This is a genomic window from Pseudorhodoplanes sp., assembly GCA_032027085.1.
Lineage (GTDB): Bacteria > Pseudomonadota > Alphaproteobacteria > Rhizobiales > Xanthobacteraceae > Pseudorhodoplanes.
The window spans coordinates 1,766,000-1,777,991 of sequence record JAVSMS010000001.1 but is presented as its reverse complement, the minus strand read 5'-3'; the positions used below and the strand labels follow the sequence as shown (position 1 = coordinate 1,777,991).

The following is an 11,992-nucleotide window of genomic DNA, read 5'->3' as shown; positions in this document are numbered from 1 at the left end:
TTTGCGTCGTCCGGACATCCATAGATCGTCCGGTTCGCAGCCCGCGACCCGGCGATTGTCAGGAGATGAAAATGTCTATCGTCAAACTCGCAGCGGCGATGGCGGCGTGCTGGCTGGTTGCAAGTCCGGCTTCGGCACAAAACGCAAAACCCACCGATCCGCAGATCGCGCATATTGCCTACACCGCGGGCCAGATCGATATCGAGGCCGCCAAACTCGCGTTGGACAAGAGCAAGAACGGCGCGGTGCGCGGCTTCGCCGAAAGCATGGTGCGCGACCACACGGCCGTCAACGAGAAGGCGCTGGCGCTGGTCAAGAAGCTCAAGGTGACGCCGCAGGATAACGACACTAGCAAGTCGCTGATGAAGCAGGCGGCGGAGAAGAAAGCGCAGCTTTCCAAGCTGAACGGCGCGCAGTTCGACAAGGCTTATACCGAGAACGAAGTCGCCTACCACAAGACCGTGAATGGCGCGCTGCAGACGGTCCTGATTCCGTCGGCCAGCAATGCCGAACTGAAAGATCTTTTGCAGACCGGCCTGAAGGTCTTTCAGGGCCATCAGCAGCACGCCGAGACTCTCGTGAAAGATCTCAAATGAGACCGCGCCGTCTTTCGTCTGTCTGGCTGCAGGTGCTGCTGCCTTTCGCCGCCGGTTTGCTGGTCCCCGCAGTCTTGATGGCGGCCGATGTCGTTCCGATCGGGATGAAGAATCTGGTGTTCACGCCGCCCGAAGTTCGGGTCCATGTCGGCGATACGGTTGAGTGGACGAATGACGATTTTCTTGTTCATACGGCGACGGCACGCGATGGCACCTGGGATTACATGCTGCCGAAGGGCAGTCACGCGCGATTGACGGTGAAGACCGCCGGAACCGTCGATTATTATTGCCGACTGCATCCGAATATGAAGGGACGGATCGTGGTCGAGCCATGAGGAAGAACCGGCGCGCGGCAACCCGTCATGCCGCGCGCCGGAGATCGTCGGCGAGGGCGCGATAGGACAAAGCTTCGGCGAGATGGATGCGCCCGACACGTTCCGCACCGTCGAGATCGGCCAGCGTGCGCGCGACGCGCAGCACGCGATGATAGCCGCGCGCAGAGAGCCGCATGGCGTCGGCGGCGTCGCGCAACAGCGCCAGGCCTGCTTTGTCTGGCTTCGCGACATCTTCCAGCACCGGTCCGTTCGCCTGCGCATTGCTGCGGATATGCGGCAAGCCGAGCGCGGCATAACGTTCCGCCTGCAGATCGCGCGCGCGGGCGACGCGCGCACCGACCTCGGCGCTGCCTTCTGCAGGCGGCGGCAGGATCAAATCGGCGGCCGTGACCGCCGGCACTTCGATCTGCAGATCGATGCGGTCGAGCAGCGGCCCCGAGAGTCTGGCCTGATAGTCTGCAACGCATCGTGAATTCGGCCCGCGCTTGCAGGAAAAACCGGGATCGCTGGCGCGCCCGCAGCGGCAGGGGTTCATCGCGGCGACCAACATGAAGCGCGCCGGATAGGTGACGCGATGGCTGGCGCGGGCGATGGCGACTTCGCCGGTCTCCGCGGCTGCCGCAGTGAATCGAGAACGCGCGCCTCGAATTCGGGCAGCTCGTCGAGAAAGAGAACGCCATGATGCGCAAGCGAAATCTCACCGGGTTTCGCGCGCAAGCCGCCGCCGACGAGCGCCGGCATGCTGGCGGAATGATGCGGGCTGCGGAAGGGCCGCTGATTGGTCAGCGCGCCGCCGGAAATCTCGCCGGCGACAGAAGCGATCATCGAGACTTCAAGCAATTCGGACGGCGTCAGCGGCGGCAGGATCGAGGGCAGTCGCGCCGCGAGCATCGACTTGCCGGCGCCGGGCGGCCCGACCATCAGCAAGTTATGCGAGCCGGCAGCAGCAACTTCGAGCGCGCGCTTGGCGCTTTCCTGTCCCTTGATGTCGGCGAGATCGAGCAGTGCTCCCTCGACCTCGCGGATTTTCGGTTGCGGGCGCGAGAGCACCTGCGTGCCGCGGAAATGATTGGCAAGCTGGATGAGGGATGATGCCGCGATGATCTCCATTTCCGGGCTGGCCCAGGCGGCTTCGGCGCCGCAGCCGGCCGGACAGATCAAACCTTCGCCGCGCGCATTGGCGCCGATCGCGGCAGGGAGCACGCCGGCAACGGGCGCGATCGAGCCGTCGAGGCCGAGTTCGCCCAGCACGGTGAATCCCGATAACGCGTCGGATGGAATTGCGCCGATCGCCGCCATCAGCCCGAGCGCGATCGGCAGATCATAGTGACTGCCTTCCTTGGGCAGATCAGCCGGCGCCATGTTCACGGTGATGCGGCGGGCGGGCAGCGCGAGGCCGGACGCGATCAGCGCCGACCGCACACGCTCGCGCGCTTCCGACACGGCCTTGTCCGGCAGCCCCACGACATTGAAGGCCGGCAAGCCTGGCGCGACCTGCACCTGTACATCGACGGCGCGCGCCTCAATGCCCTCGAATGCGACCGTGGCGACCCGCTGAACCATGAGGCTGCCTCTACCCTTGGTTGCAGTCTAATGGACTAGTCTACCGTATACAAGAACATTTGAAGAACAAAACGACTCAGTTATTTTTCGCAACGGGACAGCGGAGCATTGGCCATGGATATCAAGGCGCTGGAGCGCGAATTGGAGGAGGCCCGGCGGGCCCGCATCGAGGCGGAAGCTGCCGGCGGCGACCTGGAAACCCTGATCGACCAGATGCGCTCAGGGCTCACGCTGAAAGAAATCGAGCTCGGTCTTGGCCAGCCCGCTGCGACAGCGCATTAGGCTAATTCAGCCCGAGGATTTCAGCCGGTCGAGCAGCTTGGCGAGGCTGGCGGCGAATGCATTGAGATCGAAATTCTGCGGGTCGTCGTGCTTGTCGTAAATGCCCTCATCGAGCACGGCATGATAAGCGGGAATAAGCCAAACACCGGCGCGCAGGCTGGCGATGACATAGACCAGCGCCAGCGCATCATATTGCACAGGCGGAAAGCCCGGCGACGGCGCCAGGAAATCGTTGTTGCCGCGATATCTGGGATGCCGCTTGCGCGGCTGCACCAGCTCGACATGCAGGAACAGGCCTTTCAGCTTACCGTCGAAATTGGTCGCCATCTCGAACTTGGTCGCGCGCCACGGCACCCAGAAATCATGCGGCGCAAAGATGTCGCCCAGACGATTGATGAAGATATGCGCGCGCTCGATATTGTTGCTGCAGGAATAGCGCGCCAGGCTGTTGATCTTCGGATCGTCGTCGATCTTCGGTGGCCAGGGATGATTGCGAAAATTCGGCGCGCTGGTGTCGTGCAGAACCATATATGAGGCGCCGCGCGCCTCCGCGTCATTGTCATTGGCGCGTGACGCCGGTTGCGCAAGCCTGTCGCCGAACACCACGTCGAGGCCGCGCTCCTTCAGCGCCCCGAGCATGGCGTTGCGATCCGGCAGATTGTCGCTGCGGCCGACGCGTCCGGCGAGTAAGTCGGGTAATTGTTCGAGCGGGCTGCCGAGCTTTCCGCCTTCCAGCACCGGCGTCAGCAGACATCTGGCCTGCTGCTGCGCGTCGCCGGCAAAGCTCAAAGTCTCGGGATCGAAATGGCACGGCCCCATCGTCTTGAGGGTCACCGGCCGCTGCTTCTTGAAACTGCATTCGCCGGCGGCGAAAGCGACGGCAGTCGTTGTCGTCAGAATAGCCGCCGCGAGACAGATCGCGAGAAGCCGCGAATTCGCAGGCCTGAAATGCTCGCCGACGGTCCGCTTCACCGCTTGCTCTCGATGCAATCCCAGATCATCGCCGCAATGTCCGGTCCGCCGAGATTTCTGATCGCGCGCAGGCCGGTCGGCGAGGTGACGTTGATCTCGGTGAGGTAGCCGCCGATGACATCGATGCCGACGAAGAGCAGACCACGTTCACGCAGGGCTGGGCCAAGCTTTGTGCAAATCTCGCGCTCGCGTGCAGTGAGGTCGGTCGCTTTCGCCGCGCCGCCGCGCACCATGTTGGAGCGCAGATCATCGGCGGCGGGTACGCGATTCACGGCGCCGGCGAATTCGCCGTTCACCAGGATGATGCGCTTGTCGCCGTCCTTTACCGCCGGCAGGAATGTCTGCACCATCCATTGCTCGCGGAAGGTTGTCGCAAACAGATCGTAGAGCGAGCCGAAATTCAGATCGTCCTTGGTCAGGCGGAAGACCGAGCCGCCGCCATGACCGTAAAGCGGCTTCATGACGATATCGCCATGCTCTTCGCGGAACGCCTTGATCTCGGCGAGGTCGCGGGTGACCAGCGTCGGCGGCATCAGGTCAGGAAAACCCAGGACAAAGATTTTTTCCGGCGCATTGCGTACCTGCGCCGGATCATTCACCACCAGCGTCCTTGGATGCACGCGTTCGAGCATGTGCGTCGTCGTGATATAGGCCATGTCGAAGGGCGGATCCTGGCGCAGCAGGACCACATCGAATGCCGTCAGGTCAGTGCGTTGCGGCTCACCGAGCGTGAAATGGTCGCCTTCCGTGTCGCGCACCGATATTGGCCAGACTGTCGCGAAAATCCGGTGTCCGCGCTGCGCCAGCTTGTCGGGCGTGTAATAGGAGAGGGCGTGCCCCCGCTTCTGCGCTTCCAGCAAAAGAGCGAAGGTCGAATCGCCGCGAATATTGATCCGCTCGACCGGGTCCATCTGCACGGCGACATTGAGGGTCATGATAATCCTACGGAATTAGCCGGAAACTCAACGAAAACCAGTGGTTAACACATACCTGCCAGTCTCCCTAGAGCTGACCACAGAGCTTTGCAGGGACCTTGGGGCGCGTGTCTTTTCCACACCTCTCTATCGCAGCCAAGCTTTACGCAATTTTTGCACTCCTCGCGACGGTCACTATCGCGTTGGCGGGTATCGCCGCAATCAATTCGCGCGAGCATGCGCGGCTGACGGCCGCGCTCGATACCGCCTATTCCGGCGTTGCCAACGTCGAGCGGGTGCAGGCGCTGATCCACGCCGCCATTGCGGAGTCGCAAGGCATTTTCCTTGCCGCCGACGACTCGATTGCGTCCGATCGGGCGGCTGCGCTGAAACGGCTCACTGACCGTATTGCAGATGTCATGGGGGATTGGCAGCGCACCACAGGTGCAGATGATGCCGAGCAGCTCAACGCCTTTTCAGGTCGGATCTGGGTTTTCCGCGATTACCGCAAACAGATTGCCGATCGTGCCATTGCGTCGGGAGCCGACGCTGCGCGGCAGCTGGCCGAATTTGACGAAGCCATTACCGGGCAGACGGCGCTCAGCAAGAATCTGGAACAACTCGCGCAGATTTACGTGCAGCGGGCGCAGGCGATTTCCGATGCGGTTGAACGGACAAATGCCCGGACGACATGGCTGATGACCACGCTGGGCGCTGTAGCGTTACTGCTCGCTGCCGCGGGCGCCTTCACCCTCTGGCGCGCTGTGGTGCGGCCGCTCGCCGAGATCACGCGCGTCACGAAGGCCGTCGCCGACAAAAAGACCCTCGACATTCCCTATCGCGGGCGGCGCGACGAGATTGGTGCTCTGGCATCTTCGGTTGCAATTTTCCAGGCGGCGATGCGCCACAATGATGAATTGAACAAGACTGTCAGCCGCGATGCGGCGGCGCGGGCGCAGCGGCAGGATGAGGTGGGCGCCGAAATCCAGCGCTTCTCGCTGGAAGCGGAGGTGATGCTGGCGCAGCTCGCGAGCCTGTCGGAAGCGGTGCGCAAGAGCGCGAAAGATCTCGCGGGGGCGGTCGAGGTCACGTCGGATCGCACCACGCGCGCCATCGCAGCCTCCGGCGAAGCCAATTCGAATGTGCGCGACATTGCCTCGGCTGCCGACGAACTCGCCGCCTCGGTGCTGGAGATCGAACGGCAGGTCTCCCAGGCCAACAGCATCGCCATCAAGGCGGTGGGCGAAGCCGAACAGACCAATGCTACGGTCAAGGAACTGAGCGATGCCGCCGGTCGCATCGGCGACGTGATCCGACTCATCACCGACATCGCCGAACAGACCAACCTGCTGGCGCTGAACGCGACGATCGAGGCGGCACGCGCCGGCGACGCAGGACTGGGATTTGCGGTGGTCGCCGGTGAGGTGAAGGCCTTGGCAGGGCAGACCGCGCGCGCCACTGAAGAGATCGGCGCACAGATTGCGGCCATGCAGCAGGCAACTGAACGGTCCATCTTCGCAATCGGCGCGATCGAACGCACCATCCGCGAGATCGGCGACATCAGCGGCGCCATCGCCGCCGCTGTGACGGAGCAGGGCGCAGCGACGCAGGAGATTGCACGCAGCGTCGAAGCCGCCTCGCAGCGGTCCTCGGAAACCGCCGATCAGATCAATCGCGTCAATGAGGCGACGGCCAGCACGGGGGCCCATGCCTTGCAGGCGCGCAATGTCGCCGACGACCTCGGCGCGGTGGCAAGCCGCATCCGTGCGCAGATTGACGAGTTCTTCAAGCGCCTGCGCGCGGCCTAATCACCCGCCTCAAATGCTGCCGTAATGTGCTGCGGCAAACGTCGCGGCGCCACCAGGATGGCGTCGAACCGCATGTCGCATTCTGTATCATCTGGATGCGCAGCGAGCCACGCGCCTGCGGCGCCTGCGATCCGGCGCTGCTGGCGTTCAGTGACCGAATAGGCGGCATCATCCAGCCGGGCGCGCGCCTTCACCTCGACGAAGATCAGAAGCTTTCCCCGCCGCGCCACGATATCAATTTCGCCGACCGGACTGCGCCAGCGCCGGGCCGCAATGCGGAAGCCTTTCATCATGAGATAGGCTGCGGCCTTGCTCTCCGCCGAGAGACCGGTACGGAACGCCGAGGCTCGCTCCGGATTGTCGCTAAGGCGTCTCGTATCGCGCGCCATCTCACGAGCTCCGGTCTGTCTCTTTCGCCAGCTCAAGTGCGCGCTGATAGACTTCGCGGCGCGGCAGGCCGGTCGCCATCGCGACTTCTCCGACCGCGTCTTTCATCGAGGCGCGCGTCAGCGCGGTGCGGATCAGAGCGTCCACCTGCTGCGCGTCCGGCTTTTCTTCTTCCGGCGGTGGCGCGACGACGATGACGATTTCACCGCGCGGCTCTGCGGCTTCCGCATAATCGGCGGCAAGCGCCGCAAGATCACCGCGTCGCACCTCTTCGTGCAGCTTGGTCAATTCCCGACAGATCGCAGCTTCGCGGGGACCAAGGCCATCTTTGAGATCGGCGAGCGTGGCGGCGAGCCGCGGACCGGTTTCGAACAGAACCAGAGTGGCGGGTATCCGCGCCAGCGCCGCAATGCGCGTGCGGCGTTGCCCGGCTTTCGGTGGCAGGAAACCTTCGAAGAAAAACCGGTCAGTCGGCAAGCCTGCGACATTTAGCGCAGTCAGCGTTGCCGATGCGCCGGGGCTTGCGGTGACGGCATGGCCGGCGTCTTGCGCCGCGCGCACCAGCTTGTAGCCAGGATCGGAAATCAGCGGTGTGCCTGCGTCGGATACCAGCGCGATCGACTCGCCTGCACCGAGCTTGGCCAACAACTTCGGCCGCGCCGCTGCGGCATTATGCTCGTGGTAAGCCAGCATAGGCGTGGAAATGCCGTAATGCTCGAGCAGCTTTCGGGTGACACGGGTGTCCTCGCACGCTATCACGTCGGCCCCCGCCAGAATCTCCAATGCGCGCAAGGTGATGTCGCGCAGATTGCCGATGGGGGTCGCAACCAGATAAAGCCCGCCAGGCAGACGCGAGGCCTTCACGGGTTGGCCCGCCAGAATGAAGCCTCTCCCACCTGCATCCAGCGCCATGTCACTGACCATGAACCCGAATTTTTCGACCGGTTAACCATTCGCCGACAATATGCCAGATTGCAATCGTGGACTGGCGCCCTGCCTCTCGTGGCGTCCTTGAGGAAATCAGCCGTGTCCCGAAATGTTTCGACCTTGTCCTTGCAGTTCACCCGACGGGCGGGCCTTTGTGGTCTCGCGGCGGGAGCTTTGGCCTTGCTCGCAGGCTGCGCCGGACAGGGTACGTCTCCCGGCGATCCGTTCGGCGCGCCGCAAGCCGGCGCTCCGGTGCAGCCGTCCGCCATTGGTACCGGGCAGGTCAAGGTCGCGCTGATCCTGCCGCTGTCGGCCACCGGCAATGCCGGAGTCGCCGCGCAGTCCATGAAGAATGCCGCCGAACTTGCCCTGTCGGAATTCAACGATCCGAACATCCAGCTTCTGGTGAAAGACGCTGGCGGCTTGGCGTCCAACGCGCAGTTCGCCGCGCAGCAGGCGATGGATGAAGGCGCCGAAATCATTCTTGGTCCGCTTTTCGCACAATCGGTGCAGGCGGCAGCGACATCGGCGAAGCCGCGCGGGATTCCCATCATCGCCTTTTCGACCGATTCGAGCGTCGCCTCGCGCGGAGTCTATCTCCTGAGCTTCCTGCCGGAATCGGATGTCACGCGCATCGTCAGCTACGCGATCTCCACCGGTAAGAAATCCTTCGCTGCGATGATTCCCGACAATGCCTATGGCAGCGTTGTGGAGGCGAGATTCCGGGAAATCGTTTCGCGCCGCGGCGGACGCATCGTCGCGCTTGAACGTTATTCGTCGGACCGCTCCAGGATGGCGGAAGCCGCCAAGGTGGTCGCGCAGGCGGCGGGCAGCGCCGACGCCCTGTTCATTCCGGATGGGGCGGATTCGGTTCCCTTCATCTTGGGGACGCTGACGGATGCGGGCGTGAATACGAAACGCCTGCAATTGCTGGGCACAGGCCTGTGGGACGATCCGCGCATCTTCAATGAAGCGTCCCTGCATGGCGGCGCTTTCGCCGCGCCCGACAGCGGCGGGTTCAACAGTTTCGCGCAGCGTTACCGCGCCAAATACGGGCAGGATCCTGTGCGCACGGCGACGCTCGCCTATGACGCGACCGCGCTGGTTGCCGCGCTGGTGAAGACGCAAGGCGCCCAGCGGTTCACAGAAGAGGTTCTGACCAATCCATCCGGTTTCGCGGGCATTGACGGCATTTTCCGCTTCAGGACCGATGGCACCAATGAACGCGGCCTTGCGGTGCTGCGCGTCGGACCTTCAGGCGCGCAGGTGATCAGTCCGGCGCCGAAGACGTTTGGCGCGTCGGGGACGTAGTCATTCGGGATGCCGTCAAGGGGTCCGCGCGAAGCGCGGCTCCATGACCCCCGCGACGATCCGGAATCCACCCGCATGTGTGGAACAAGCCGCTGAATTTCGGGTTCACGCGCTTTGCGCGTGCGACGCAATAACTGAAAGATGATTAAGCCGCTAAGTCTGCGACAACTGCATCAAGCAGAGCAAAGCAGTCGCGCGTCACGCGCAGCCGCCCGTTTGGCGTGAATTCCAGCGCGCCCTGCTTTCTCAGCATCGCGATGCGCTCCGGATCCAGCGGCCGCCCGGAGAAGGCCTGATAGCGCGCAAGATCGATGCCTTCGGCGAGGCGCAAACCCATCAAAAGATATTCGTCGGCGCGTTCTTCGCTGGTCAGCACCTGGTCGACGATCAGGCCGTGGCCGAGCGTTTCCACGCGCATCCGCCAGCTTTCGGGTTTCTTCTCGGTCGCCGTCGCGAAGCGCTTTCCCTCGGCCTCAAGGCGCCCATGTGCGCCTGGACCGATCCCGGCATATTCATCACCGCGCCAATAGACGAGATTGTGCCGCGATTCCGCGCCCGGTCGCGCGTGATTGGAAATCTCGTAGGCCGGCAGCCCCGCTTGCGCGCAAATCTCCTGCGTCGTGTCATAGAGAGCGCGTGCTGTGTCCTCGTCCGGTATCTTCAGCTTGCCCAGAGAATGCAGGCTGAAGAACGGCGTCTCCGGCTCGATGGTGAGCTGATAGAGCGACAAGTGTTCGGCGGCTTCCGAGATGGCCCAGCGCAATTCATCCGCCCACATGGCCGGTGACTGGTTCGGCCGCGCATAGATCAGATCGAAGGAATAGCGCTCGAAATGCTTGCGCGCGATGGCAACAGCGTCGAGAGCTTCGCGTGCGCTATGCAGGCGGCCGAGCTCCTTCAGCGCGCTGTCATGCAAGGCCTGCACGCCGAGCGAGACACGATTGACGCCCGCTGTACGGAAATCGCGGAAGCGTTCGGCTTCAACGCTCGTCGGGTTCGCTTCCAGCGTGACTTCGACGTCGGGAGACACGGCCCAATGTTTGCCGATAGTCTCGAGAATGGCGGCCGCCGTCTGCGGCTGCATCAGCGAGGGCGTGCCGCCGCCGAAGAAGATTGACGACACGGTGCGGCCAGGCGTACGCGCCGCAATCGTCGCGACTTCTTTTTTGTAGGCGTGCAGAAAGCGCGCTTCGTCGATGCCGCCATGCCGGACATGACTGTTGAAGTCGCAATAGGGGCATTTCGACAGGCAGAACGGCCAGTGCACGTAGACGCCGAAGGCTTTCTGCTCAGCCGACAAGGCATGCCTCCGCCAGCTTCAGAAATGCGCGGGCGCGATGCGACAAGCCTTTGCCGCGCGGGGGCAGGCTGTGCTTTTCCTCAGCCGGCATTTCGCCGAAGGTGCGCTCATGCCCATCCGGCAGGAACATCGGATCGTAGCCGAAACCTGCGTTGCCGCGCGGCGGCCAGACCAGCGTGCCCTCGACGGTCGCCTGGAATTCCTCGACATGGCCATCCGGCCAGGCGACACAAAGCGCCGAAACGAAATGAGCGGTGCGCTGCGCCGGCGTCACGTTGCGTTCACGCAAGAGCGAGTCGATCTTCGTCATCGCACCTGCAAAATCTTTGTCAGGTCCGGCCCAGCGCGCCGAATGAATGCCGGGCTCGCCGCCGAGCGCATCGACGACCAGACCGGAGTCGTCTGCAAAGGCAGGAAATTGCGAAGCTTTCGCGGCCGCCATCGCCTTGATGCGTGCATTTTCGGCAAAAGTTCTTCCGGTTTCTTCCGGCTCGGGCAGGCCAAGATCGGCGGCGGAGACAGCTTCGACACCATAAAGCGACAACAGCTCGCGCATCTCGCGCAGCTTGCCGGGATTATGCGTCGCAATCACCAGCTTGCCGGCAATCTGGCGATGCCCTTTCAGTTCCTCATCCCCCGTGAAATTGGGCGATCCAGTAACCGCTGAATGCTCGTTAGGCATTTGTCTTTTCGCTTTATCCGAGTTTACTGGATGCCGCTCTCGTTGGGCATGACAGATTGAATTAGGTCACCGCCATTTTCTGCAGATCGACCAGTTTCTTCACGCCGCTACGTGCGAGCGCCAGCAAGGCGAGAAGCTGCTCCTCGCTGAACGGTTCCTTTTCCGCAGTACCTTGCACTTCGACGATGTTGCCGTTACCGGTCATAACGAAATTAGCGTCAGTCTCAGCTTCCGAATCTTCCGCGTAATCGAGATCGAGCACCGCCACATGATTGTGGATGCCACAGGAAATCGCCGCGACATGGTCGCGGATCACGCCGTTCTTGATCATGTTGCGCGACCTCATCCAGGAGACGCAATCATGCAAGGCCACCCAGGCGCCGGTGATCGAGGCGGTGCGCGTGCCGCCGTCGGCCTGGATCACATCGCAGTCCATGGTGATCTGGCGTTCCCCGAGTGCTACGAGGTCGACCACTGTGCGCAGGCTGCGGCCGATCAGCCGCTGGATCTCAACCGTGCGGCCGGACTGTTTCCCGGCCGACGCTTCGCGGCGGGTGCGCTCGGAAGTTGCGCGCGGCAGCATGCCGTATTCGGCGGTCACCCAGCCGCGGCCCTGACCCTTCAGCCAGGGCGGCAGGCGCTCTTCCAGGGTCGCGGTCACGAGGACGTGGGTATCGCCGAATTTCACGAAACACGATCCTTCGGCATATTTGACGACGCCGCGCTCCAGCGAGACGGCGCGCAATTCGTCGGGTGCCCGACGGCTTGGCCGCATGTGTGTTAACCTTTCCGGCGATTGATGGTTCTTGAGGCCTCGGCCCGCTTTTAGGTTGGAGGGCGGGCCGGGACAAGCTCTGTCTTGAAACTCCAGCCGCAAAGGGACAATTCTGGAGCGTTCCTGGAGGACCTGACGGT

The 11,992-nt window shown here is 63.0% G+C and carries 12 protein-coding genes and 1 pseudogene; 5 read left to right on the top strand and 8 right to left on the bottom strand.

The features are described from left to right. Nucleotides 1–71: 71 nt before the first annotated feature. Complete coding sequence (locus RO009_08660; protein MDT3685100.1) at nt 72–596, top strand: DUF4142 domain-containing protein; 525 nt, start codon at nt 72–74, stop codon at nt 594–596. After that, nucleotides 593–931 carry a cupredoxin family copper-binding protein gene (locus tag RO009_08655; GenBank protein MDT3685099.1) on the top strand — a complete coding sequence of 113 codons (339 nt, stop codon included), beginning with the start codon at nt 593–595 and terminating at the stop codon, nt 929–931. Before RO009_08660 ends, RO009_08655 begins: the two co-directional genes overlap by 4 nt. Before the next feature lie 25 nt (nt 932–956). Here the strand turns inward: RO009_08655 and RO009_08650 are convergent. Continuing rightward, nucleotides 957–2,494, bottom strand: a pseudogene (locus RO009_08650) (YifB family Mg chelatase-like AAA ATPase). A gap of 114 nt (nt 2,495–2,608) precedes the next feature. On the opposite strand from RO009_08650, the gene RO009_08645 reads away from it, so the two are divergent. Next, nucleotides 2,609–2,776 carry a hypothetical protein gene (locus tag RO009_08645; protein ID MDT3685098.1) on the top strand — a complete coding sequence of 56 codons (168 nt, stop codon included), beginning with the start codon at nt 2,609–2,611 and terminating at the stop codon, nt 2,774–2,776. Between the two features lie 6 nt (nt 2,777–2,782). On the opposite strand, the gene RO009_08640 is transcribed toward RO009_08645, so the two are convergent. Together RO009_08640 and gshB are read right to left on the bottom strand one after the other, a co-directional pair. Further along, on the bottom strand, nt 2,783–3,748 hold the full coding sequence (locus RO009_08640) for a hypothetical protein (GenBank protein MDT3685097.1): 966 nt from the start codon (nt 3,746–3,748) through the stop codon (nt 2,783–2,785). Then, nucleotides 3,745–4,683, bottom strand: a complete 939-nt coding sequence (gene gshB, locus RO009_08635) for a glutathione synthase (GenBank protein ID MDT3685096.1) — start codon at nt 4,681–4,683, stop codon at nt 3,745–3,747. Before gshB ends, RO009_08640 begins: the two co-directional genes overlap by 4 nt. 107 nt (nt 4,684–4,790) lie before the next feature. Between gshB and RO009_08630 the strand changes: the two genes are divergently transcribed. After that, nucleotides 4,791–6,470: a methyl-accepting chemotaxis protein gene (locus RO009_08630; protein MDT3685095.1), complete on the top strand. Its 1,680-nt coding sequence runs from the start codon at nt 4,791–4,793 to the stop codon at nt 6,468–6,470. Here the strand turns inward: RO009_08630 and RO009_08625 are convergent. Then, nucleotides 6,467–6,859, bottom strand: a complete 393-nt coding sequence (locus tag RO009_08625; protein MDT3685094.1) for a YraN family protein — start codon at nt 6,857–6,859, stop codon at nt 6,467–6,469. The two genes, RO009_08630 and RO009_08625, sit on opposite strands and share 4 nt — an antisense overlap. Nucleotide 6,860: 1 nt before the next feature. Continuing rightward, on the bottom strand, nt 6,861–7,769 hold the full coding sequence (gene rsmI / locus RO009_08620; protein ID MDT3685093.1) for a 16S rRNA (cytidine(1402)-2'-O)-methyltransferase: 909 nt from the start codon (nt 7,767–7,769) through the stop codon (nt 6,861–6,863). A gap of 114 nt (nt 7,770–7,883) precedes the next feature. Here rsmI and RO009_08615 point away from each other — a divergent pair, with 114 nt between their 5' ends. Then, nucleotides 7,884–9,095, top strand: a complete 1,212-nt coding sequence (locus RO009_08615) for a penicillin-binding protein activator (protein ID MDT3685092.1) — start codon at nt 7,884–7,886, stop codon at nt 9,093–9,095. 145 nt (nt 9,096–9,240) lie between these two features. On the opposite strand, the gene hemW is transcribed toward RO009_08615, so the two are convergent. From hemW to rph, 3 genes are all read right to left on the bottom strand, one after another. Continuing rightward, a complete protein-coding gene (gene hemW / locus RO009_08610; protein MDT3685091.1) occupies nt 9,241–10,395 on the bottom strand; it encodes a radical SAM family heme chaperone HemW in 1,155 nt (384 codons plus the stop codon). Further along, nucleotides 10,385–11,020, bottom strand: a complete 636-nt coding sequence (gene rdgB, locus RO009_08605) for an RdgB/HAM1 family non-canonical purine NTP pyrophosphatase (GenBank protein ID MDT3685090.1) — start codon at nt 11,018–11,020, stop codon at nt 10,385–10,387. The genes hemW and rdgB overlap by 11 nt, the downstream gene beginning before the upstream one ends. Nucleotides 11,021–11,138: 118 nt before the next feature. Next, nucleotides 11,139–11,852 carry a ribonuclease PH gene (rph, locus tag RO009_08600; GenBank protein ID MDT3685089.1) on the bottom strand — a complete coding sequence of 238 codons (714 nt, stop codon included), beginning with the start codon at nt 11,850–11,852 and terminating at the stop codon, nt 11,139–11,141. Nucleotides 11,853–11,992 lie beyond the last annotated feature (140 nt).

Excerpts from the sequence above, each read along its gene's own strand:
- RO009_08660 (MDT3685100.1), top strand. The coding sequence starts at position 72 with ATGTCTATCGTCAAACTCGCAGCGGCGATGGCGGCGTGCTGGCTGGTT.
- RO009_08655 (MDT3685099.1), top strand. The coding sequence starts at position 593 with ATGAGACCGCGCCGTCTTTCGTCTGTCTGGCTGCAGGTGCTGCTGCCT.
- RO009_08645 (MDT3685098.1), top strand. The coding sequence starts at position 2,609 with ATGGATATCAAGGCGCTGGAGCGCGAATTGGAGGAGGCCCGGCGGGCC.
- gshB (MDT3685096.1), bottom strand. The coding sequence starts at position 4,683 with ATGACCCTCAATGTCGCCGTGCAGATGGACCCGGTCGAGCGGATCAAT.
- RO009_08625 (MDT3685094.1), bottom strand. The coding sequence starts at position 6,859 with ATGGCGCGCGATACGAGACGCCTTAGCGACAATCCGGAGCGAGCCTCG.
- rsmI (MDT3685093.1), bottom strand. The coding sequence starts at position 7,769 with ATGGCGCTGGATGCAGGTGGGAGAGGCTTCATTCTGGCGGGCCAACCC.
- rph (MDT3685089.1), bottom strand. The coding sequence starts at position 11,852 with ATGCGGCCAAGCCGTCGGGCACCCGACGAATTGCGCGCCGTCTCGCTG.